The sequence below is a fragment of the Spirillospora sp. NPDC052269 genome (assembly GCF_040679435.1).
Classification (GTDB): Bacteria; Actinomycetota; Actinomycetes; order Streptosporangiales; family Streptosporangiaceae; genus Spirillospora.
Genome location: NZ_JBFAUU010000001.1, coordinates 511,107 through 533,643, shown reverse-complemented (window position 1 = coordinate 533,643; position 22,537 = coordinate 511,107). Strand labels below are relative to the sequence as shown.

Annotated in this window: 22 protein-coding genes; 6 read left to right on the top strand and 16 right to left on the bottom strand. The window is 72.8% G+C overall.

Annotated features, from left to right (window positions below):
* Positions 1 to 13: 13 nt before the first annotated feature.
* From AB0L06_RS02550 to AB0L06_RS02540, 3 genes are read right to left on the bottom strand one after another with little or no spacing between them, the layout of a single operon-like run.
* Positions 14 to 1,186, bottom strand: coding sequence for an acyl-CoA dehydrogenase family protein (locus tag AB0L06_RS02550; RefSeq protein ID WP_500229121.1), 1,173 nt, complete (start codon positions 1,184 to 1,186; stop codon positions 14 to 16).
* 3 nt (positions 1,187 to 1,189) lie between these two features.
* Positions 1,190 to 2,269 (bottom strand): acyl-CoA dehydrogenase family protein, encoded by a 1,080-nt coding sequence (locus AB0L06_RS02545; RefSeq protein ID WP_500229120.1) that lies wholly within the window; start codon positions 2,267 to 2,269, stop codon positions 1,190 to 1,192.
* A 1-nt stretch (position 2,270) separates the two neighbouring features.
* Positions 2,271 to 3,929, bottom strand: a complete 1,659-nt coding sequence (locus tag AB0L06_RS02540) for an AMP-binding protein (RefSeq protein ID WP_500229119.1) — start codon at positions 3,927 to 3,929, stop codon at positions 2,271 to 2,273.
* 214 nt (positions 3,930 to 4,143) lie between these two features.
* Here AB0L06_RS02540 and AB0L06_RS02535 point away from each other — a divergent pair, with 214 nt between their 5' ends.
* The gene (locus tag AB0L06_RS02535) at positions 4,144 to 4,731 is read left to right on the top strand and encodes a TetR family transcriptional regulator (protein ID WP_500229304.1); all 588 of its coding nucleotides are present in this window, start codon (positions 4,144 to 4,146) and stop codon (positions 4,729 to 4,731) included.
* Positions 4,732 to 4,749: 18 nt separating this feature from the next.
* Here the strand turns inward: AB0L06_RS02535 and AB0L06_RS02530 are convergent, their stop codons facing one another.
* A complete protein-coding gene (locus AB0L06_RS02530; protein WP_500229118.1) occupies positions 4,750 to 5,763 on the bottom strand; it encodes a CU044_5270 family protein in 1,014 nt (337 codons plus the stop codon).
* On the bottom strand, positions 5,760 to 6,383 hold the full coding sequence (locus AB0L06_RS02525) for an RNA polymerase sigma factor (protein WP_500229117.1): 624 nt from the start codon (positions 6,381 to 6,383) through the stop codon (positions 5,760 to 5,762). Before AB0L06_RS02525 ends, AB0L06_RS02530 begins: the two co-directional genes overlap by 4 nt.
* Before the next feature lie 159 nt (positions 6,384 to 6,542).
* Between AB0L06_RS02525 and AB0L06_RS02520 the strand changes: the two genes are divergently transcribed.
* From AB0L06_RS02520 to AB0L06_RS02505, 4 genes are all read left to right on the top strand, one after another.
* The gene (locus AB0L06_RS02520; protein WP_500229116.1) at positions 6,543 to 6,779 is read left to right on the top strand and encodes a DUF397 domain-containing protein; all 237 of its coding nucleotides are present in this window, start codon (positions 6,543 to 6,545) and stop codon (positions 6,777 to 6,779) included.
* 111 nt (positions 6,780 to 6,890) lie between these two features.
* Positions 6,891 to 7,256 (top strand): hypothetical protein, encoded by a 366-nt coding sequence (locus AB0L06_RS02515; RefSeq protein ID WP_500229115.1) that lies wholly within the window; start codon positions 6,891 to 6,893, stop codon positions 7,254 to 7,256.
* A complete protein-coding gene (locus tag AB0L06_RS02510; protein WP_500229114.1) occupies positions 7,253 to 8,275 on the top strand; it encodes a hypothetical protein in 1,023 nt (340 codons plus the stop codon). Before AB0L06_RS02515 ends, AB0L06_RS02510 begins: the two co-directional genes overlap by 4 nt.
* 148 nt (positions 8,276 to 8,423) lie before the next feature.
* Positions 8,424 to 8,897 (top strand): carboxymuconolactone decarboxylase family protein, encoded by a 474-nt coding sequence (locus AB0L06_RS02505; protein WP_500229113.1) that lies wholly within the window; start codon positions 8,424 to 8,426, stop codon positions 8,895 to 8,897.
* Positions 8,898 to 8,957: 60 nt separating this feature from the next.
* Here the strand turns inward: AB0L06_RS02505 and alc are convergent, their stop codons facing one another.
* From alc to uraD, 10 genes are all read right to left on the bottom strand, one after another.
* Entirely contained in the window at positions 8,958 to 9,965 is a 1,008-nt protein-coding gene (gene alc, locus AB0L06_RS02500; RefSeq protein ID WP_500229112.1) for an allantoicase, read from the bottom strand.
* Positions 9,962 to 11,308 carry an allantoinase AllB gene (gene allB, locus AB0L06_RS02495; protein ID WP_500229111.1) on the bottom strand — a complete coding sequence of 449 codons (1,347 nt, stop codon included), beginning with the start codon at positions 11,306 to 11,308 and terminating at the stop codon, positions 9,962 to 9,964. The genes alc and allB overlap by 4 nt, the downstream gene beginning before the upstream one ends.
* Positions 11,309 to 11,320: 12 nt before the next feature.
* Positions 11,321 to 12,442 (bottom strand): glycerate kinase, encoded by a 1,122-nt coding sequence (locus tag AB0L06_RS02490; protein ID WP_500229110.1) that lies wholly within the window; start codon positions 12,440 to 12,442, stop codon positions 11,321 to 11,323.
* Positions 12,443 to 12,517: 75 nt separating this feature from the next.
* Positions 12,518 to 14,836 carry a xanthine dehydrogenase subunit D gene (pucD, locus tag AB0L06_RS02485; RefSeq protein ID WP_500229109.1) on the bottom strand — a complete coding sequence of 773 codons (2,319 nt, stop codon included), beginning with the start codon at positions 14,834 to 14,836 and terminating at the stop codon, positions 12,518 to 12,520.
* 2 nt (positions 14,837 to 14,838) lie between these two features.
* Positions 14,839 to 16,185: an 8-oxoguanine deaminase gene (locus AB0L06_RS02480; protein WP_500229108.1), complete on the bottom strand. Its 1,347-nt coding sequence runs from the start codon at positions 16,183 to 16,185 to the stop codon at positions 14,839 to 14,841.
* The gene (locus AB0L06_RS02475) at positions 16,182 to 16,682 is read right to left on the bottom strand and encodes a (2Fe-2S)-binding protein (RefSeq protein WP_500229107.1); all 501 of its coding nucleotides are present in this window, start codon (positions 16,680 to 16,682) and stop codon (positions 16,182 to 16,184) included. The genes AB0L06_RS02480 and AB0L06_RS02475 overlap by 4 nt, the downstream gene beginning before the upstream one ends.
* A complete protein-coding gene (locus AB0L06_RS02470; RefSeq protein WP_500229106.1) occupies positions 16,682 to 17,557 on the bottom strand; it encodes an FAD binding domain-containing protein in 876 nt (291 codons plus the stop codon). The genes AB0L06_RS02475 and AB0L06_RS02470 overlap by 1 nt, the downstream gene beginning before the upstream one ends.
* Before the next feature lie 13 nt (positions 17,558 to 17,570).
* Positions 17,571 to 18,458 carry a factor-independent urate hydroxylase gene (gene pucL, locus AB0L06_RS02465; protein ID WP_500229105.1) on the bottom strand — a complete coding sequence of 296 codons (888 nt, stop codon included), beginning with the start codon at positions 18,456 to 18,458 and terminating at the stop codon, positions 17,571 to 17,573.
* A gap of 3 nt (positions 18,459 to 18,461) precedes the next feature.
* Positions 18,462 to 18,776 (bottom strand): hydroxyisourate hydrolase, encoded by a 315-nt coding sequence (gene uraH / locus AB0L06_RS02460; protein WP_500229104.1) that lies wholly within the window; start codon positions 18,774 to 18,776, stop codon positions 18,462 to 18,464.
* Entirely contained in the window at positions 18,777 to 19,274 is a 498-nt protein-coding gene (uraD, locus tag AB0L06_RS02455; protein WP_500229103.1) for a 2-oxo-4-hydroxy-4-carboxy-5-ureidoimidazoline decarboxylase, read from the bottom strand.
* Between the two features lie 166 nt (positions 19,275 to 19,440).
* Here uraD and AB0L06_RS02450 point away from each other — a divergent pair, with 166 nt between their 5' ends.
* Positions 19,441 to 20,958 carry a PucR family transcriptional regulator gene (locus tag AB0L06_RS02450; protein WP_500229102.1) on the top strand — a complete coding sequence of 506 codons (1,518 nt, stop codon included), beginning with the start codon at positions 19,441 to 19,443 and terminating at the stop codon, positions 20,956 to 20,958.
* A gap of 9 nt (positions 20,959 to 20,967) precedes the next feature.
* On the opposite strand, the gene AB0L06_RS02445 is transcribed toward AB0L06_RS02450, so the two are convergent.
* Positions 20,968 to 22,377, bottom strand: a complete 1,410-nt coding sequence (locus AB0L06_RS02445; RefSeq protein ID WP_500229101.1) for an APC family permease — start codon at positions 22,375 to 22,377, stop codon at positions 20,968 to 20,970.
* Positions 22,378 to 22,537 lie beyond the last annotated feature (160 nt).

Here is a 22,537-nt window from a genome sequence, read left to right as displayed (position 1 = left end):
TGCACGGGGCTCCTCACCGGGGTGCGCGGGGCAGGCCGAGGCCGATCATGGCGATCAGCTCGCGCTGGATCTCGTTCACGCCGCCGCCGAAGGTCAGCACGACCGCGCCCTTGACCCCGTGGTCCAGGATCTCCAGGAACTCGGCGGTCTCCGGATCGCCGGGGTCGCCGAACCGGGCGAGGGTGTCGCCGACGATCCGGCCGACGTCCTGCATCCGCTCCGAGCCGTAGATCTTGGTGGCGGACGCGTCGGCCGCGCCCAGCCAGCCGAGGTCCATGTTGGCCGCGACCTGCCAGTTCAGCAGCTCGTTCACCCGGAGGTACGCGTGCACCTGCGCGACGGCGCGGCGGACGGCGGGCTCCTCGATGAGGGGGCGTCCGTCGCGTCCGGTCGCGGTGCGCGCCCAGGCGGCGAACCGGTCGTAGGTGTGGCCGATGTTGCCGGCCGGGCCGAGCGTGACCCGCTCGTGGTTGAGCTGGTTGACGATGAGGTCCCAGCCCTTGTGCTCCTCGCCGATGAGCATGTCCGCCGGGACCCGGACGTCCTGGTAGTAGGTCGAGTTCGTGTGGTGGCGGCCGTCCATGGTGACGATCGGCGTCCAGGAGAAGCCCGGGTCCTCGCAGTCGACGATGAGCATCGAGATGCCCTTGTGCTTCTTGGCTTCCGGGTCGGTTCGGGCGGCGAGCCAGACGTAGTCGGAGTAGTGCGCGCCGGACGTGAAGATCTTCTGGCCGTTGACGACGTAGTGGTCGCCGTCCTTGACGGCCGTGGTTCGCAGCGACGCCAGGTCGGTGCCCGCGCCCGGCTCGCTGTAGCCGATCGCGAAGTGGCACTCCCCCGCCAGGATCCTCGGCAGGAAGAACGCCTTCTGCTCGTCCGTGCCGTACTGGAGGATCGTCGGCGCGACCGAGTTCAGCGTGATGATCGGGTACGTGACCTGGGCGCGCGCGATCTCGTTCGCGAAGATCTGCTGCTCGACCGGGCCGTAGCCGCGTCCGCCGTACTCCTTGGGCCAGGCGACGCCGAGCATGCCGTCCCGGCCGAGGCGCCTGCAGTGCTCCATGTAGTACTCGCCGAACGGGTCGTCCGCGATGCGCCTGCGCTGCGCCTTGGTGAGGCAGCCGCGGAAGTAGTCGCGCAGCTCGGCGCGGAGCGTCTTCTGCTCGTCAGTGAGGTCGATGAACATCGGCTACTGAACCTCCTGAGCGGCGACGAGCGCGCCGAGGGTGTCGAGCTGGTCCTCCGCGCCGCCGAGCAGGTGCCCGGTCTGCTTGGCCCACGCGAAGTAGCGGTGCAGCGGGTAGGTGACGTCCAGGCCGATGCCGCCGTGCAGGTGCTGGCAGGTGTAGAGCGCCTTCACCACCGAGTCGGACGCGTTGTACGCGGCGATCGCAAGGTCGGTGTCGGTGTCGTCCGCGCCGGTCGCGAAGCGCCACGCGCCCGCCCAGACCGCGACGTCCAGCGCGCGCTTGGCGATGTACACGTCGCCGATCTGCATGGTCACGGCCTGGAACTGGGCGAGCGTCCGGTCGAACTGCTCACGCGTCTTGACGTACTCGGTGGTCAGCTTCAGCGCGCCCTCGATCACGCCGGACGAGATCGCGACGGCGCCGGTGACCGCCGAGCGGCGGAAGGCGTCCCAGCCGCCCTCGCCGAGCGGGGTGCCGTGCGCGCCGTCCAGCTCGACCCGCGACAGCGGCTCGGACGTCGCCGACGGCTGCGGAGCGATCGCCGCCTCGGACCGCTCGACCACGTACACCCGGACCGTTCCGTCGTCCGTCCGCGCCGGGACGAGCAGGTGCGACGCCTCGTCCGCGTACGGGACGTAGGTCTTGGTCCCGGTCAGCCGCCCGCCGCGCGCGGTCGTCTCCACCGTGCCGGACGGCCCGACCTCCCGGTACGCGCCGGTCAGGACGGTCTCGCCGGACGCTACGCCCGCGAGCAGCTCCTTGTGGCCGCCCGTGCCGGTCAGGGCGATCGGCAGGGCGGCCAGCGCGAGCGTCGCGTACGCCGGGACGGGCGCGACGTGCGCGCCGACCTCGCGCAGCAGGACGGTCAGCTCGACCGGTCCGAGTCCCGCGCCGTCCTGCCCCTCGGGCACCACGACGCCGAGCAGGCCGGCCTGCGCGAGGGCCTTCCAGATCGCCGGGTCGTAGGCCGCGCCGGTCTTCTCGAAGGCTTCGAGGCGCTGCGGCGCGGCCTCCCGGCCGAGGAGGTCGGCGGCGAGGCTCCGCAGCTCGCGCTGGGCCTCGTCGAGGTCGAATTCCAACTCAGGCGCTCCCTTCCAGGAGGTGCTGGCGTCCGCGCCGCCGGAACTCGGCGGCGAGCGCCGCGACGTCCACGGCGGTCATCCGGCGGTAGGCGAGGTCGCGGCCGGGCCGCCACCACACCGGGTCGTCGGTGCGCCAGCCGTCCCGGGCCAGCGCACGTTTGAGGATCTTGTTGGACGGCGTGGCGGGCAGCTCCCGCGTCACCCGCACGTACCGCGGCGGCCATTTCGGGCCGAGGTCGTCCCGCTGTTGCAGGAACGCCGTGAAGGCGCCCGGATCGAACCCGCCGGTGTCGGTGACGAGCGCGGCCATGACCTGGTCGCCGGACGCCGCGTCCGGGACGCCGAACACCGCGAGCTGCCGGACGCCCGGGAACGCGGCGAGCACCCGCTCGACCTGGACGGCCCCGAAGTTCTCGCCGTCGACGCGGAGCCGGTCGGCGGCGCGTCCGGCGAAGAAGACGTAGCCGTCGGCGTCGCGGTAGACGTGGTCGCCGCTCCAGAACATGCCGTCGCGGAGCCGGTCGGGGGCGTCCTCCTTGTAGTAGCCGTCGAAGAGCCCGTCGCCGCTGGTGTTGACGAGTTCGCCGATCGCCTCGTCCGGGTTGGCGACGCGTCCGGCGGCGTCGAGGCGCGCGGGCGGGCACTCCTCGCCGGTCTCCGGGTCGAGGATCTTGATCCCCGGAGTGAGTTTCCCGAGCGCCCCGGACGGCCCGAACGGGTCGGGCGACAAGGAGATCGCCGTTTCCGTGGAGCCGTAGGCGTCGATGACGAAACAGCCGAAACGCTCGCTGAACGCCTTCTGCTCCAGTGGCGCGGCCTCGTTCCCGAACGCGACCTTCAGCGGGTTGTCGGCGTCGTCCGGCTTGCCCGCCGTCGCGACCACGTACGACAGGGCCTTGCCGACGTAGTGCAGGTACGTGCAGTCGTGCGCGCGCACGTCCGGCAGGAGCCCGGACGCGCTGAACCGCGACCGGACGACCAGCTCGGCCCCCGCGGCGAGCGCGGGCGCGAACGCCGCCATGATCGCGCCGGAGTGGAACAGCGGCATCGGGCAGTACACGACGTCCTCGGGCGTGAGCAGCCGCCCGGCCAGGTTCTCCCCCGGCAGGACGACCTTGCGGTGCGTCACCCGGACGGCGCGCGGCCGTCCCGACGTGCCCGAGGTGAAGATCAGCATCATCAGAGTGGCGTCGTCGATCCCGGCCGTGTCGGGCAGGTCCGCCCCGGCGTACCGGGCGATGGCACGCTCGTGCTCGGAGAGTTCGACGACCTCGCGGGTGCGGTCGGCGAACCCCTTGGTCCGGACGGCCGTCCCCTGCGCGAGGGTCGTGTACTCGGGTTGGTGGACGACCAGGTCGCAGTCCGCGCGGCACGCGTCGCCCGCGAGTTCGGCGGCGCCGCGGGTCGGGTTCAGCGCGACCAGGACGTTCCCGGACAGCGCGGCCCCGCCCAGCAGGAACACCAGTTCGGGCAGGTTGTCGAGGAGCACGCCCACGTGCAGCGGGCGCCCGCCATGGCGCCGGGCCGTCATCCACGCGGCGCGGGCGGCGGACTCGGCGACGACCTCGCGCCAGCTCCAGCGCCGCCCGTCGTCGGCGCACGAGAGTCCCGGACGGTCATCGGCGGCGCGGGCCGCGAGCAGTTCCGCGACGGTCACCGGCGTCACCTCCCGGCCGCAAAACTAGAACAGATTCTAGTCAGTGTCCATAGGTGCACTCACCCCCTCCCACCGCAGTGAGCCGCCGCCCGGAGATCGAACCGAATCGTGTTCAAGTAACACGTTCCTGTCTTGCCTGTAGGCTGGCCCGGTGAGCGCAGAACAGACCGTGAACGGCGACCAGCCGACCGAGGACCCCGCCGCCCTTCCGGGAGTGGACGACACCCCTCGCGGCGGGGCGCGGTCCCGCAGCCAGCACCAGCGGCGCCGCCGGATCGTCCAGGCCGCCGCCGCGCTCGCGTCCCGCGGCGGCGTCGAGGCGATGCAGATGCGCACGGTCGCCGAACGCGCCGGGGTCGCGCTCGGCACGCTCTACCGCTACTTCCCGTCCAAGATGGACCTGGTCGTCGCGGTCGTCAGCGAGGAGCTGGACCTGCTCGAAGGCAGCATCGAGCGCCGTCCGCCGCGCACCGAGGCCGCCCACCGGCGCGCCGTCGACGTCCTCATGCGCGCGACCCGCGGCCTCATGCGCGAGCCCGAACTCGCCGAGGCCCTGATCCGCTCGCTGCTGCTCTCGGACGTCAAGACCGACTTCGGCGACCGCATGACCGGGCTGCTGCTGCGCGCGTCCGTCGGCCGCGACGTCGCCGTCCCGCCGGGCGACCGCCGGTACGTCCTCGCGAAGGCCCTGGCCAGCGTCTGGACGATGGAGATGATCGAGATGCTGCGCGGCCACGCCACCGCCGACGAGATCCAGGCCCGCCTCGATGTCGCGGCCGCGCGCCTCCTGCACGACTTCTAGCCCATCGCGGCAGGTCTCCTAGCGGGGCAACTGCCCCGGCTTGTCCACGACCCCGGCACGGGTCCGGACGGATGCCGATATCACGGTGCCCGCCGGAAGAACGACCGTCCCGGTGTCGCGGTGCCGTGTCAGCGGCTTCTGGGCGACGCCCCGGGAGCCCAGGTAGGAGTAGGTGGACGGGTCGAGCAGGAGCTCATTGCGAACGAGTCCCCCGAAATCCCAGTTGAGCAGGAGGGCGGGCCTGCCCACCGGATCCTTCATGGCCGTGACCCTTGCGCCGGGCACTTTCTTCAGTGCCTTGTAGATCGCGCTCTGCAGCGCGGGCGGCGGCGTGCTCTCGAGGATGCCGTACAGGTACCCCAGGACCACCCCCCAGCGCACCTTGGGGGCGAGGTCGTGCGCCCCGGGCGGACGCTTTCCGGCCAACGCGATCAACGCGTCCGGGTCGGCGGGCAGCTCGGCGACCTTGTCGTAGGACCACCCCATCAGTCCCATCGGTCCCTGGCCGGTGGGAAACCGATGGATCCGCAGCTTCTTGGACGACGAGTCCCAGATGGCCTGCTGGGTGCCATCGGCCTTGAGCCAGGTCCGGGTGGTGTTCAGCAGGTCGGACTTTCCGCGGGTGAGCGTGACCTCGTCTTTGACGCCCTGTTCCTCGGTCATCACCCACTGGTCCGGGCGGGGTGCCTGGAACGGACGGCGTTCGGCGGCGAGCGCCGCCCGGTCCAGCACGGTGTTCGCGCTGACGAGCTGGACGCCTCCGCCGCTCCGGTGCCCGGACGACGGAACCGCCGCGAAGGCGGCCACAGCGGCGGCCGCTGCGCCCACCGCCACAAGCCCGAACGTCCAGCGGCGCCGTCCCCGGCGTGCGGGGCGGGCGGGCGTTTCGACCTCGGGGGCGGGGGCGGCGGTGGACGCGACGGTCATGCGGTCGATGAGGGCGGCGCGGGCGGCGGCGCGGGCCGAGGGCGACGGGGGGGCGGGGACGGGCCACGCCTCGTCGAGTGCCTTCAGGTCGTCTTGGTCGTTCATGCTGTCTCCTTGAAACTGGCGGGCAGCGCGGCGCGGACGCGGGTCCGGGCTCGGTGGAGGCGGGAGCGGATCGTCCCGGCGGGCAGGCCGAGCGCCTCGCCCACCTCCGTCGGGGTGAGGTCCGCCCAGGCGACGAGCAGCAGGACGTCCCGGTCGCCGTCGTTCAGGTCGGCCAGCGCGGCGGCGAGCGACCCCCGTGCGGCGCTCGCGTCGAGCCGGTCGGCGGCCCGCTCCTCGGGGCTCTCGGACGGCCCGTCCGGGCCGGTCCGGGAGAGCGCCCTGTACTGCCGCGCCTCGGCGCGGTGCCGGCGGGCGATGAGGTTGGACGCGATGCCGTACAGCCAGGGCCGGGCGTCCGGGCGCGCGAGGTCGTAGGTCCCGCGCCGGTCGAAGGCGATCAGGAACGTCTCGGCGGCCACGTCGTCGGCCGCGGCCGCGCCGAGCCGCCGCGCGGCGTACCCGTGGATCACGTCGTAGTAGCGGTCGAAGATCCCGGCGAAGCTCTCCGGCTCGCGCAGCGACCGCTCGATGACCGCGGCGTCCGCGTCGGATGCGGCGCCGCCCTCGGCGTCAGCGTCGGCACGCGCGTCGACCTGCGCTCGGATGGGCGTGGTGGTCACCGGGCGCGGTTCCTTGGTGCGGGGAGCATGGTCGGCCTTCCGTGGGAGAACGCGTGGACATCCTCTCTTCGCCGTCGCCGCCGTAGCGTTCGCGGGCCCACCGGAGGGCCGCGCGTTCTAGGCTGGGGGCGTCCGCGGACCGGCCTCGAAGGGGTGGCAGTGAACAACCAGGAACCGATCGTCACCGATGGCGTCATCATCGAGTTCATCGACGGCAAGGACGTCCCGGTGAACCACAAGGAGTTCGGTGAGCGTGCCGTCGTGATGCGTTCGGCCAAGGACGACGACGGCCCCGTCCTCTACTTCACCGAGGCCGAGTGGGACGCGTTCGTCGCGGGCGTCAAGGACGGCGAGTTCGACGACCTCCTGGAGGAGGAGCCCCCCGCCCAGCCCTGACCTCGGGGGATGGGTTGAACATGCGTTGAAGGGGCCGTCGTCCGGTTTGACCCGGGCGGCGGCCCTCCGCGAGGATGACGATCTCTACCGATCGCCAGGGAGAGTCGTCTCGTGACCGAACCGAACCGCGGGGGCACGGCGCACGACCACGAGTTCGCCCGGGGAGCGGCGGCGCTGCTCCGGCGGGAGCTCGCGCGCCCGAACGGCCCGGGATCCCCGGCCGACGTGACCGTCCGGACGAACACCCCCGCCGCCGCGTTCGGCGACTGGGACGCCGCCCGCACCCTGGCCGGGACGGCCGGCCGCGGGCACGCCGAGTTCAGCGCGGCCTACCGCCTGCTCTACACCGAGATCCTGGCCACCGCCGAAGCCCTGGAGCGCACGGCGGAGACCGTCCAGGACGCCGAGGACGACAACGTCGACCGGGTCGGACGCGTCCGCGAACTCCTGGACGGCGGCCCGCAGGAGACCCCATGACCGACCCCCGCCACGCTCCCATCCGCACCGGGAACCCCCCGGCCGACACCGCCGGCGGGCACGCCGACGCCGACAAGGTCCGCGACCTGCTGCGGGGCACCGACCCCGCCGACGTCGCCACCGCGGCCGCCTCCTACGAGGACGCGGCCCGCCGCCTGGCCGAGCTCCGCGACCTGCTCTTCCACCTCGTCCGGCGCCACGCGGAGGACCCGGAGGCCGCGTCGTCCCCGTCGCTGGCCGCGCTCCGCCGCCTGTTCACCGACTCCGAGCACCTGCTCGCGTCGGCCCGCGCCATGGGCGAGGCCCTGCGCGCCTACGGCGGCGAGATCCTGCCCTGGTACGTCGAGCACGCCCCCGACCACGGCACCGCCGCGGACGACGTCGACCAGTTCATGCGGCGCCTCAACGCCCGCATCGCCGAACTCTGGCACGTGTTCCCGGAGAAGATCGACGGCGCCGCCGACGCCCCGCCGCCACCCCGGCGCCGAGGCGTCCGGCTGGCCTCCGCCGATCCCGCCGCCACGCCGCCCTCCCCGGACGGCAAGGACGACAAGGACGAGAAGAAGGACGAGCACGGCGGCAACCAGTCGAACCAGACCGTCGTCCCCATGATCGGCATCCCGATGGGCGGCATGGGAGGCGGCGGACGCGGCGGCGGCCCGGGTGGCCGGGCGCGTTCCCGCAAGGGGGCGCGGCGCAAGATGGACCTCCCGCCGCCCGCGATCAAGCCCGCGCCGGGCCTCATCCCGGACCGCGAGCCCCGCATCCTGACCCCGGCGAACGACGCCAAGCCGAAGGCGGCCGCGGCGCCCCCGAAGCTCACGGCGCCGGTGAAGCCGTCCCTGCCGTCGATGCCTCCGGCTCCCGAGCCGGGCTGGGTGCCGCCGGTCTCGGTCGCCGAGTCGCTGACGCCCGAGGCGTCCAAGGCGTCCGAGTCCGCGCCGCAGGCACCGCCGCCCCCGCAGAGCCCGATCGCGGAGGCGCTCTCGGCCCCCAAGCAGAACGCCTCCAAGGACTGAGACCGAGCCACGACGCACGCGAAGGCCCCGCATCCGATCGGATGCGGGGCCTTGTCGTATGGCGCAGGTCACACGAGGAAACTGTCACGCGAGAAGGGGCGCCGGCATCTTCATGGCGAACCGTTCTTAGAGAGCCAGGGAGTACGAGATGCCTCGCGTGGATCTGTTTGGAAGCCCGGTCGCCGCCAAGGCGCTGAAGCACTTCGCGTCGGCGAGCATGGCCATTATCAAGGAGTCGACGGTTCCGGCCGCCACCCGCGACATGGTGATGCTGCGGGCCAGTCAGATCAATGGCTGCGGATACTGCACCGATGTGCATTCCAAGGACCTCGCGCACGGCGGCGAGGACGCCACGCGCATCAACCTGGTCGCGGCGTGGCGGGAGTCGAACGTCTTCACCGACGCCGAGCGCGCGGCGCTCGAGCTGGCCGAGGAGGGGACGCGGATCGCCGACGGCAAGGGCGTCCCGGACGAGGTGTGGGAGAACGCCGCCAAGCACTATGACGAGGCCGAACTCGCCGACCTGCTGGTGGTCGTCTCACTCATCAACGCCAGCAACCGGATGGGCGTCATCAACAAGCAGCTCGGGGGCGACTACAAGCCGGGGCAGTTCGGCTACTGATCCGCAGCGGGTATTGATCCGCAGCGGGACGCCCGGGCCGGGATCGGCTCGGGCGTCCGCTCAGGTCAGGGTCTCGTAGCGGTGCCGGACGGCCCGTTCCCCGGCCGGGGTGAGGGTTCCCGGGAGGCGGAGGCGGGCCAGGCCGCCGTCAGGGTGGACGTCGACCCGGGCGAAGGTCGCCTCGGCATCCGAATCGAGGCGGAAACGATGCCGCGTGTCGGGTTGGAGGCGCGTTCTCGGCAGGATCTCCCGCCATACGGAAGCGTCGGCGCTGATGGACAGGGAGACCTCGGCCGGGGCGTTGAATTTGAGGTTCGTCGTGTCGAATTCGGCGACGGCGATTCTGCCGGGCGCGGCCAGTCGCACGACGGCCCAGTCGTTTCCGCCGTCCCGGCGGCGGGCCGTTTCCCAGCCTTCGGCCTGGTTGCGGGCGAGGCCGGGGAAAAGCATGTTGTCGGGCGACGAATAGAACTCGTCGCTGCATTCGGTGACGCGCGCGCCGTTCTCCAGGGCGGCCAGGTCGACGGTGAGGCCGCTCAGGAGAGACGGGTCCGGGACCACCTCGCCGTGGACGCGCAGCCGGGCGATCCCGCCGTCCGGGAACATGTGCAGCCGGACGTGGGTGAAGCGGCGTTCGACGTCCACCGGGAACTCGTGGACCGTGTCGCCCTGCAGCGGACTCCTTGGGACGATCTCCGTCCAGTCGGCGTCCGCCAGTTCGGACGGGCCCGGGTAGCCGCCCAGCGCGCAGGCCTCGACCGAGGCGTGCGGCGGGTAGTTGCCCTTGAACCAGGCGGTGTCGATCACCACGCCGCGGATCACGCCGGGCAGGCCGAGCCGGACGACCGCCCAGTCGTGCCCGAGGTCCCCGTCCGGGCCGGGGCGGCGGCGCGCCGTCTCCCAGCCGTCGTACTCCTGGCCCTTCGCCCCGAACGTCTGCGGGGAGAACCCGGGCGGCCACGGGTTGATCAGGTTCTCCTTCGCGGTGAACGACTCGTCGCTCGCGGCGAGCACCGATCCGCCCAGCGTGCGCAGGGCGAGGTCCGGGAAGGCGGAGAAGTCGGTCACGTCACGGCTCCGTTCGACGGTCGGGGACGGCTCAGCAGGACACCCCGCGGGGAGTTCCGGGCGGCGCCGGTGACGGTCTCGCCGCGCAGCCAGGTCGCCTGGACGACCCCGGTGAGCGTGCGGTCCGCGTACGGCGTCACGGGGTGGCGGTGTTCGAGGTCGCCGGGGACGACCGTGAAGGACTCGTCGGGGGCGAAAGCGATCAGATCGGCGTCGTTGCCGACGGCGATGCGTCCCTTCCTGGACGTGAGCCCGACCAGCGCGGACGGCCCTTCGGCCATCCACCGGACGACGTCGCGCAGCGAGTGGCCGCGCTCGCGGGCGGCCGTCCAGACGGCGGGGAGGCCGAGTTGCAGGGACGAGACGCCGCCCCACGCCGTCGCGAAGTCGCCGCGTTTGAGTTCCGGCGTGCAGGGCGAGTGGTCGGTGACGACGCAGCCGATGACGCCGCCCGCCAGGCCCTCCCAGAGAGCGTCGCGGTTGGCGGCGTCGCGGATGGGCGGGCAGCACTTGTAAGACGTGGCGTCCGGGGAGGGGACGTCCGCCGCGCAGAGCGTGAGGTAGTGCGGGCAGGTCTCGGCGCTGATCGGGAGGCCGCGCGACCGGGCCTCGGCCAGCGGTTCCAGGCAGTCGGCCGCCGACAGGTGCAGGACGTGCGCGCGCACGCCCGTCCGCTCCACGAGCTGGATGACCTGCTCGACCGCTGACCGCTCGGCGGACGGCGGACGCGACGCCAGGAAGTCGGCGTACGCGCCCGAGGACGGCTCGGCCAGCACGGCCGGGTCCTCGGCGTGGACGATGACCAGGCCGTCCAGCGCGGCGATCTCACGGAACGCCTCGTCCATCCGCTCCGGCGACAGCGGCGGGAACTCCGGGACGCCCGAGTCGGCCGTGAAGCACTTGAACCCGAACACCCCGGCCGCGTGCAGGGGACGCAGGTCCGGAACGTTCCCGGGCACCGCGCCGCCCCAGAACCCGACGTCCACGTGGACGGCCCCGGAGGCCGCCGCGCGCTTCACCTCCAGCGCGGCGGCGTCGACCACCGGCGGCAGGGAGTTGAGCGGCATGTCGATCAGCGTCGTGACCCCGCCGCGCGCCGCCGCGCGGGTCGCCGTCGCGAAGCCCTCCCACTCCGTCCGGCCGGGTTCGTTGATGTGGACGTGGGTGTCGACGAGCCCGGGCAGCAGCGCGAGGTCGCCGAGGTCGACCTCCGCGCCGGCGCGCAGCGGCGCGTCGTGGGCCGCGACCGCGGTGATCCGCCCGTCCCGGACGGCGACGGCGGCGGGCCGCTCCCCGTCCGGCAGGACGGCGCGGCGCGAGCGGATCACCAGGTCATCGGGCACGTTCGCCTCTCCTCAGTCGGTCAGCCAGGCCGGGACGATCCGCTCGGCGACGAGGCGCTCGAGCAGCGGGCCGGCCTCCGCCATGCAGCGGACGGGGTCGGGTTCGATGTCGATGAGCGCGAACGCGTCCTGGATGCCGGCCTTGCGGAGCTGCTCGCCGGTCAGGGCGCGGTGCCCGGCGACGGCGATCGTGGCGACGCCCTCGCGCGCGGCGGCCCTCGCGACGCCGACCGGGGCCTTGCCGCGCAGCGACTGCCGGTCGAGCGAGCCCTCGCCCGTGACGACCAGCCGCGCGCCGCGCACCGCGTCCGTGAACCCGAGCAGGTCGAGCAGGAAGTCGATCCCGGGACGGACCGTCGCGCCGAGGAACGCCATCGCGCCGAACCCGACGCCGCCCGCCGCGCCCGCGCCCGCCCGCTCATGCACCGCGCCCTGCGGAAGAACGGACACCAGGCGCGCGAGCCCCTCCTCCAGCTCCCGGACCTGCGTCGCGGACGCGCCCTTCTGCGGGCCGAACACCATGGCGGCGCCGTCCTGGCCCAGCAGCGGGCTGTCGACGTCGCTCGCCACGATCACCTCGACGCCGGCGAGCCGGGACGGCAGCGACCCGATGTCGACCGACGCCAGCCGCCGCAGCGCGCCCCCGCCCGGAGGCAGGTCGACGCCGCGTTCGTCCAGGAACCGGACGCCCAGCGCCGCCGCCATCCCGGCTCCGCCGTCGGTGCATGCCGAGCCGCCGAGGCCGAGGACGATCCGCCGCGCGCCGCCGCGCAGCGCCGCGTCGACCAGCTGGCCCGTCCCCCGGCTGGACGCGGTGAGCGGCGCGAACTCGCCGGGCAGGCGGCGCAGCCCGGACGCCTCGGCCAGCTCGACCACGGCGGTCGTGCCGCGCACCGCGTAGGACGCGACGAGCGGTTCGCCGGTCGGCCCGGTCACCGCCGTCCGAACCCGGGAGAAACCGGACGCGACGGCGGCGTCCACGGTGCCGTCGCCGCCGTCCGCGACGGGCAGGAGGATGAACGGGATGCCCGGACGGGCGCGCCGCAGCCCGGCCGCCACGTGCCCGGCGACCTCGGCCGCCGTCAGCGACCCCTTGAACTTGTCGGGCGCGATCACGACATGGTCCCGCGTCATCGCCGTCCCTCCCTCACCAGCGGTTCTGCCTGGCGTCCCATCCTCGCCCATCGGTCACACCATGTTGTCCATCGGTCACGCCACGATGTGCTCCGGACGGACCGGCACGCGGTTCAGCCCCTTGCCGGTGGCGTCGCGGATGGCCGCGACGATGGCCGGGGTGGACGAGAGCGTCGGCGGTTCGCCCGCGCCGCGCAGCCCGTACGGCGCGGCGGGGTCGGGGTTCTCGAGGATGTCGAGCCGCATCGGCGGCATGTCGAGGATGGTCGGGATCAGGTAGTCGGTGAACGACGGGTTCCGGACGAGGCCGCCGGACACGACGATCTCCTCCATCAGCGCGAGGCCGAGCCCCTGCGCGGAGCCGCCGTGGATCTGGCCCTCCAGCGACAGCCGGTTCATGATCTTCCCGACGTCCTGGACGGCGGCCATCTCGACCACCTTGACCAGGCCGAGCTCGGTGTCGACGTCCACGACCGCGCGGTGCACGCACAGCGCGAGCTGCGTGTGGGAGTTCCCCTGGCCGGTGACCGGGTCCATCTTCTGCGTGGGCCGGTGGTGGAACTCGCGGACCTCCTCGATGACGGCGTCCCCGAGGGCCTCCTCGATGGTCGCCAGCACCCCCGCCTCCCGCGACACGACCTTCCCGCCGACCAGCGTCAGGTCGTGGTGGCCGAACCGGTCGGCGGCCCGCTCCAGCAGGACGCCCCGGACGGCCTCGCACGCGGCCTTCACCGCGCCGCCCGTCATGTACGACTGCCGGGACGCCGAGGACGACCCGGCGTCGCCGACCGCGGTGTCGGCGGGCGCGACCGTCACCCGCTGGACGCCCAGCTCCGTCCGCGCGATCTGCGTCTGGAGGGTCACCAGGCCCTGCCCGACCTCGGCGGCGGCGGTGTGGACGAGCGCGGTCGCCTCCCCGCCGATCACCTCCAGCCGGACGCGGGCGGTCGAGAGGTCGTCGAAGGCCTCGGAGAAGCAGATGTTCTTGATGCCCACGCCGTACCCGATGCCGCGCACGACGCCCTCGCCGTGCGTGGTCTGGGAGACGCCGCCCGGCAGGTTCCGGAGGTCGGAGGCGTCCGCGTCGGGCGGCAGCGGCATCCCTTCGAGTCGGGTCAGCATCTCGGCGAGCGGCGCGGGTGAGTCGATGACCTGCCCGGTCGCGAGCCTGGAGCCCTGGGAGACGGCGTTCCGGCGTCGCACCTCGAGCGGCGACAGCCCGCAGGCGGCGGCGACCTTGTCCATCATCGCCTCGTACGCGAAGCACGCCTGGACCGCGCCGAACCCGCGCATCGCCCCGCACGGCGGGTTGTTCGTGTAGACGCCGTAGGCGTCGATGCGGATGTTCGGGATCTCGTACGGCCCGACGCCGAGCGACGCCGCGTTGCCCGTGACGTTCAGCGTGGACGAGGTGTACGCGCCGCCGTCCAGGACGATCTCGACGTCGGCGTAGACGAGCGTGCCGTCCGCCGTCGCGCCGTACTCATAGCGCATCGTGGCCGGATGCCGGTGGACGTGCCCGAAGAACGACTCGTACCGGTTGTAGGACATCTTCACCGGACGGCCGGTGTGCAGCGCCAGCATGCCCGCGTGGATCTGCATCGACAGGTCCTCGCGTCCGCCGAACGCGCCGCCGACGCCCGCGAGCGTCATGTGGATCTCGTCCTCGGCGAGGCCGAGGCAGGGCGCGATCTGCTTGAGGTCGTTGTGCATCCACTGCGTGGACACGTACAGGTCGAGGCCGCCGTCCTCGGACGGCATCGCGAGGCCGGACTCCGGGCCGAGGAACGCCTGGTCCTGGATGCCGACCTCGTAGTCACCGGAGACGACGACCTCGGCCTGTGCGCGCGCCGCGTCCACGTCCCCGACGCGGACGGGCTGGTGCCGCGTGATGCCGCCGAGCGGCTGGACCTTGAGGTTCTCCGGGTCGGCGATCACCGCGCGGGCGTCGGTGATCGGCTCCAGCACCTCGAACTCGATCGCGATCGCCTTCAGGGCCCGCCGCGCCGTCTCCGGATGGTCGGCGGCGACCAGCGCGATCGGCTCGCCCTCGTGCCTGACCTGGTCGATCGCCAGGACCGGCTGGTCCTCCGCGTTGTCGATCCCGTAGAACTTGCTGCCCGGCACGTCCTCGTGGGTGAGGACGGCCCGGACGCCCGGCAGGGCCAGCGCGGGCCCGATGTCGAGCGACACGATCCGGGCGCGCGGGTGCGGGCTGCGGAGCGTCGCGCCCCACAGCATCCCGTCGATCCACAGGTCGGACGCGAACGCGAACTCGCCCGCGACCTTGAGCGTGCCGTCCGGCCGGACGGGGCTGTCTCCCACGCCTCCCTGGCCGTGGGCCGCCACGTGTCCGGGCGCTTTGACCGGCGTCGCCGTGCTCCTGGGCGGCATGGCTAGAGCACCTCCTCGGCGAGTTTCATGAGGCGGCGGTGGGCGGCGGCTCCGCGTCGTCCGACCTCGTCCTGCGGGACGGAGACGAGCGTGTCGTCGCGGACGACCGTCCGGCCGCCGACGAGCAGGCGCGCAAGCGGCGGCGTCCCGCCGTGGGCCAGCGCGACCACGGGATCCTCGACCGCCGCGTGGAAGCCGTCCACCCGCCACAGCGCGATGTCGGCGAGCTTGCCGGGTTCCAGCGACCCGATCTCGTCCTGGCGGCCGAGGCAGCGCGCGCCGCCCATGGTCGCCATCTCCAGCGCCTGCCGCGCGGTCAGCGCGGTCGGTCCGAACCTGGCGCGCTGCATGTACACGGCCTGCCGGATCTCCCCGGCCAGTGGGACCATCTCGGCCGACGCCGAGCCGTCCACGCCGAGCCCGACCGGCGCGCCCGCCTCCAGCAGCGCCGCCACCCGGGCGATGCCCGCGCCGAGCCGCGCGTTGGACGACGGGCAGTGCGCGGTGCCGGTGCCGGTCTCCGCGAGCCGTTTCACGTCGGTGTCGTGCAGGTGGACGCAGTGGGCGAGCCAGACGTCCGGGCCGAGCCAGCCGATCGCGTCCATGTACTCGGTCGGGGTCATGCCGAACTGCTCGCGGGTGTGCTCCTCCTCGTCCAGGGTCTCGGCGAGGTGGGTGTGCAGCCGGACGCCCTTCGCGCGGGCGAGTTCGGCCGACATGACCAGAAGCTCCCTGGACACCGAGAACGGCGAGCAGGGCGCGACGGCGATCCGCAGCATCGAGCCGGAGGACGCGTCGTGGTACCGGTCGATCGCGGCCTCGGTCTCGGCCATGATCGTGTCGAGGTCCTCGACGACCTCGTCCGGCGGGAGGCCGCCCCGCGAGACGCCCCGGTCCATCGAGCCCCGGCACGGATGGAAGCGGACCCCCAGCTCGCGCGCGGCCTCGATCTCGGCCGCGAACAGGTCGCCGCGTCCCTTGGGGAAGACATAGTGGTGGTCGGTGGACGTCGTGCAGCCCGACTTGGCGAGCCAGCCGAGCCCGGCGGACGCCGCGCCCGCGACGACCTCGGCGTCCATCCGCGCCCACACCGGATAGGACGCCACGAGCCACTCGAAGAGCGTGTGCTCGGGCGCGATCCCCTGGGACGCCCACTGGTACAGGTGGTGGTGGGCGTTGACCAGGCCGGGCGTCACGAGACAGCCCGTCCCATCGATCCGCTCGCCTCCGTCGACGGGCGCCGGGCCTGGGCCGACGGCGGTGATCCGGTCGTCCTCGATCACCAGGTGGCCGCCGGGGTACTCGTCCCCGGTGACGGTCACGACGTGCGCGTTCTCAATGACGATCACCGCCGCGCCTCGGCCTTCCGCCTCGCGGCCAGCCGCACCGCGTCCAGGATCTTCTCGTAGCCCGTGCAGCGGCACAGGTTCCCGGCGAGCGCCTCGCGGATCTCCGCGTCGGACGGGTCGGGCACCCGCTCCAGCAGGTCGTGCGACTGGACGACCAGGCCCGGCGTGCAGAAGCCGCACTGCACCGCGCCCGCCTCCAGGAACGCCTGCTGGACGGGGTCCAGTTCGTCCCGGTCCATTCCGTCTCGACCCGAGTCCGGCGCGAGGCCCTCGACGGTGCGGACCTCGCGGCCCTCGACCTGCCCGGCGGCGACCAGGCACGAACAGACCGGGAGGCCGTCCAGGTAGACCGTGCAGGAACCGCATTCGCCCTGCTCACAGGCGTTCTTCGAGCCCGGCAGGCCCATCCGCTCGCGCAGGACGTACAGCAGGGACTCGCCCTCCCACACGTCGTCCACGGCCTGCTCCACACCATTGACGGTGACGTTCACCCGCATCAGGACGCCTCCTCCCGGGTCGCGCGGTGGTCGTTCCAAGCCCAGGTCAGCGTGCGGCGCGCCATGACCGACAGGGCGTGCCTCCGGTAGTCGGCGGTGCCGCGGACGTCGTCGATCGGCGCGGCCGCCTCCTGGACGAGCTCCCCGAACCGCCGCGCGACCGAGATCGACAGCGGGCCTCGCCCGTCCCAGTCCAGTTCGCCGGACAGGAACTCCTCGGCGGCCGTCGCGCGGCGCGGCGTCGGCGCGGCCGACCCGACGCCCGTCCCGACCCGGCGCTCCTCCGGGTGCAGGGCGATCGCGAACGAGCAGACCGCGATCACCATCGCGTTCCGGGTGCCGATCTTGGCGAAGTACTGCGGCCCGGACGCCGGGGCGATCCGGATCGCGCGGATCAGCTCGTCCGGCTCCAGCGCGTTCCGCTTCACGCCGGTGTAGAACTCGGCGACCGGGATCAGCCGGGTGCCGCGCGCGGACGACTCGACCTCGACGACCGCGTCCGAGGCGAGCAGCGGCGGGTGGCAGTCCCCGGCGGGCGAGGCCGCGCCGAGGTTCCCGCCGGCCGTGCCCCGGTTGCGGATCTGCGGCGAGCCGACCGTCCGGGACGCCTGGGCGAGGCCGGGCAGCCGGTCCCCCAGCTCGGAGATCAGCCGGACGTACGGGACGCCCGCGCCGACGCGGAGCGTGCCGTCCGGCAGGGTCTCGTGCTCGGCCAGCTCCCGGACGGGGTTGAGGTCGAGCAGCGCGTCCGGACGGGCCGCGTCGAAGTTGATCTCGACCATGACGTCCGTGCCGCCCTGGACCGGCGTCGCACCGGGGTGCGCGGCCTGGGCGGCGAGCGCGTCCGCCCAGGTCAGAGGCCGCAAGAAGTCCATATTTCCCAGAATCTCACTTCCATGCCGTTTTCGAACCCGGAACGGCGTCGTCCAAGATCATTCCCTCGATCAACCCGTACGGGCGGTCGGCGGCGTGGAAGACCTCGTTGGGGTTGTCGAGCCCGAACGGGGAGAGATCGACGGCGAAATGGTGCTTGTTCGGCATCGCCAGCCGCACCTCGCAGACCTCCGGGCACTCGGTCAGCACGCGGCGGCCCATCGCGTACAGCGTCTGCTGGAGCGACAGCGAGTGCGTCCCGGCGAACGCCTCCAGCAGGCCCCTCCTGACCTGCCGGTGCGACTTCGCCCAGTCCGCATGGACGCCCCGGTGCCGCCACCGGGCGGTCACGGCCGTCGCGAGGATCCGGTCGTCGGTCTCGGGGAGGGTCGTGTACTCATCCTTGACGAATCCGTGGAACTCACTGCCCGTGCTGTTCAGGACGACCATGTCCTTCAGCCCCGAGACCACCGACTCCTCGGCGCCCGTCCCGTCGCTGTGCACGAGGCAGGTCCGCGTCTCGCCCCCGCTCCGGACGAACGAGTGCCGTTCGCCGGGCGGGCCGTCCACGACCGGGATGCGATCCCAGGCGTACTCGTCGATCTCGACCCGCGCGTGGTGGACCGTCGGCTGGGAGTCGACGAAGTGCCGGGCCAGCAGCAGCGCGAAGTCCTCGATCTCCCCGATGCCGTGCTTCTTGGCGAACGCGAACACCGTGTTCTTCTGCGCGTCCGTGGTGAGCACCGCCGCGTTGTCGCCGGACAGGTGGACGTCCTCCATGTCCCCGGACAGGGAGATGCTGACGTTCAGATCCTTGATCCGGTGGATCCCGCCGTCCCTGGTCACCCGGACGACGCGCACCTCCGCCTTCCCGTAGCGGTTCGGGCCGAGAACGATGGCCATCGGCTAGCTCCCTCGGTAGGTCGAGTAGGCGAACGGACTCAGCAGCAGCGGCACGTGGAAGTGCCGTCCGGGATCGTCGACCACGAACGCCACGGCGACCTCGGGATAGAAGTCGGACAGCCCTTCGGTCTCGAAGATCAGCCGGTAGGTCCCGGCGCCGATCTCCACGCCGCCCCAGTCGCGGATCCGGCCGTCGGCGTCCGTCCGGGCTTCGGCGATCTCGCGGTAGCGGCCGTCCTCGCGGCGTTCCAGCCGGACGGCGACACCCGCCGCCGGACGGCCCTTCGCGGCGTCCAGCACGTGCGTGGAGAGCGACATTCACGCCCCTTCGATCAGCTTGGCCAGCCGCAGCCCGGTGATCGCGGCGAGCTCGGCGCGGACGGCCGTCCGCTCGGTCCCGGAGTCGTTCCCCAGCCGGACGCGCAGGTCGGCGAGGATCTCCTCAGCACTCTTCCCGGTCGCGCAGATCAGGAACACGTGCCCGAACCGCTCCTCGTAGGCCCGGTTCCCCTCGACCAGGGCCCGCTTCGTGGCGTCCTCGGCGGTCGCGGCCCCGGACTGCTCGCCGCGCGACCAGCGCGCCTCGCGCTCGTCGCCCTTCGCCCGCTCGCCGATGCGCGGGTGCGCGCCCAGCGCCTCCAGGACGTCCGTCCAGGCGAGGTTCTCCAGCGCCTTCGCGGACGCGGCCATCAGCGCGGCACGACCGGCGTACGGCCGCCCGGCGGCGACCTCGGCGGCCCACCGCCGCGAGGCGCAGCAGGTCAGCAGCTCGGCCTCCGCCTCGTCCGCCGACAGCGCGTTCAACCGGTCCGGCACCCGGCCCCCCTTTTCTGTGGATCACCACGAGTACACACACCGGCACCCCGGCCGGTCGAGGCACAGGACGTCCGAAGTCCACCCCCACCTGCCGAACATTTTTCGTGGTTTGCTCCAACATCAGCCGATATCAGCCGGACGAGACCCGTGGGTTAGGTTCGCCCGTATGAGGTTGCGTTCCCTCCTGGCGATGCCGGAACTCCGGCTGGCGCTGATGACCGGCGACGACGAGCTGGACCGGGTGATCCGCTGGGTGGTGACGACCGACCTGCTGGACCCGTCCCGCTACCTGAGCGGACGGGAGCTGGTGCTGACCGGGCTGATGTGGCGGACGGCCCCGGGCGACTCGGAGGTGTTCGTCCGGGCGCTGGCCCGGGCCGGGGTGTCGGCGCTGGCGGCCTGGGACGCGGTGAAGGGGACGATCCCCGCCGACCTGGTGGAGGCCTGCGCGCGGCACCGGCTGCCGCTGTTCCGGGTGCCGGAGGACGTGGCGTTCGCGACGGTGACCGAGCAGGTCGTCCGGCGGCTGTCCGGCGCGCGGGCCGCGGACCTGACCGCCGTCCTGGACCGGCACCGGCGGCTCGTCGCGGGGGTGACCGAGGGCGCGGGGCTCGGGCCGGTGCTGGAGCTGGTCGACCGCGACCTCGGCATGCGCTGCTGGGTCCTGACCCCGACCGGACGCGTCGTCGCGGGCCCCCCGGCGCCCGCCGATCCCGAGGACCTCGCGCGGGAGTTCCTCACCGCCCCGCGCCTGCCGCACCGGCTGGCCTCGGCGGACCTGTCACTGTTCCCGGTCGCGCCGGACACGACCGCGCGGGTCGCGGACTGGTTCGTGGCCTGCGCGGGCGACCTCGCGGACTGGCCCGCCGAGCGGCGCGCGCTGGTCTCCGAGCTGACCGCGATCGTCGCGCTGGAGCGGGCCCGGCTGGACGACCGGCTGAGCGTGCCCGGACGGCTGACGCAGGAGCTCGTCCGGCTGGTGGTGTCGGGGGCGGCGGCGGACGAGGTCGGCCCGCGCCTGGAGCTGACCGGCCTGGACCCGGCGGCGACGTTCGCCGCCGTGTCGGCCGTGTCGTCCGGACGGCTGCGTCCCGGCGAGTTGCGGACCGTCCTGCGGGAGGCCCTGCCGGGCGAGCCGGGCCCGGCCGTGGGCCTCCTGGACGACGAGGCGGTCGCGCTGGTGCAGGTCGAACCGGGGCACGACGTCGCGGGCGAGGTGCACCGGGCGCTGCTCGCCCTCGCGCCCGGCCTCGGCGGCGACCGGCTCGCGGCCGGGGTGAGCGACGTCGTCGCCGCCGGGGAGCTGCGCGGGGCGGTCGAGGAGGCGCGCTATGCCCGGCGGCTGTCCGCCGGGCACAGCGACGCGGTGTCGGTCGTCGGGCACGACGAGCTGGCCACGCACGTCCTGCTGCTGGCGTCGGTGCCCGACGACGTCCGCCACATGTTCAAGGTCCGGCTGCTCGATCCGCTGCGCACCTACGACGAGGAGCACCGGGCCGACCTGGTCCTGACCCTCGAGACGTTCCTCCAGCACTCCGGGTCGTGGACGCGCTGCGCCGAGCGGCTGCATCTGCACGTCAACTCCGTCCGCTACCGGATCCAGCGGATCGAGGAGCTGACCGGCCGCGACCTGTCGCGGCTGGAGGACCGCGTCGACTTCTTCCTGGCGCTGCGCCTGGCCTAGGCGGCCGGCCTAGTTCGAGCTCTCGCGCTTGTCCTGGACCTTCGTCCGGTACAGCCAGAGGACGACCGACAGGGCGAGGACGCCGAGGGCGATGCCGAGTTCCTTGTAGCCGCCGTACCCGGTGATCGAGAACCCGGTCGCGCCGACCACGAGGACGAGCAGCAGGAACGCCGCGAGCAGCCAGGCCAGCGGGACGAAGAACCCGGGCAGGCGGATCGGGCGCGGCGCGTCCGGGCGGTCCCTGCGCAGCAGCGCGAACCCGGAGATCGCCAGGATGTGGGTGAGGATGTAGCCGAAGTTGCCGGTCACGATGATGGCCAGCGGGGTCTTCAGCACGACCAGCACGAACGCGTTGATCACGAGCGCGACGACCAGCGCCCGCGCCGGGACGCCGCGCTTGTTCAGCTTGCCGACCTGCTTGAGGGTGGTGCCCTCGGCGCCCATGTTGTAGAGCACGCGCGAACCGTCCGCGAGGCCGGTGATCATGATGAGCAGTAGCGAGGCGATGAGGAAGACGACCATCAGGTCGGCCGCGCCGCCGATCAGCTTCTGGAACGCGCTGACGTAGAACGTGGTGGGCTCCGCGCCGATCTTCTTCTCGCCCACGTAGCCGGACAGCGACAGCGGCAGCAGGACGAAGATCCCCAGGGAGAACAGCACGCCGGCGCGCAGGGCGCGGGAGGTGTCCCGGACGGTGTCCTTGTACTCGGGCGCGAACGTCGCGCAGACCTCGACGCCGAAGGAGGTCCAGGCCATCACGTACAGCCAGACCAGCGCCTCGCGCAGGCCGCCCATCCCGTGCAGGTTCCAGTGCAGGCCGGACGCGTGCCAGTCACCGGTCACGAACGGCCCGACGATGAACACGGCCAGCGGGATCAGCAGCACGCCCCCCGTCACGTACACGACCCACATGGCGGCGTGCAGGCCGACCATCGCGGCGCAGAACAGCAGCGCGATCACGGCCAGCCCGACCGTGATCGGGAAGGTCAGCTCGACCGGGCCGAGCGTCCACTTCCAGTCCTGGTCCGGGAACCACTGGGCCTGGACGAGCGAGCCGATGATCCCGGCGTAGACCGAGAGCGCCGTCGTCCAGGGGAACCAGTAGCCGATGCTGGCGATCGGCCCGACGACGGGCGCGCGCCGCCGCCACCCCTCCGCCGCGTAGTGCGCGATGCCGCCGGACGACTCGGGGAACATCGCGGCGAGCTCGGTGTAGATCCAGTTGGTCGCCGTCGCGAGGACCATCGACAGCGCCCAGATCGCCATCGCGCCCCAGGCGCCGAGGCCGCCGATGGACGCTCCGAGCGAGGCGATGAGCGCCGCGGGCATGGTCAGGGACATCGCGAACCCGTCCCACCAGCGCATCTTCTTCTGCAGCGCGGGCGGGCCCTCGGTCGTGGTCTCGGGGAGTGCCGTCATGCGGGGGTCCTTGCGTCGGGGTGGTGTGATCGGTGCCACTCGTTATAGATCCGACAAAAGAACCGCGTCAAGACTGAAGATTCAGCACAAGATCATGTTCAGAGATGTTGGATCGTGAGTCTTGACAGGAATCTTCTGCTGATTGCAGGCTGGGGAACCA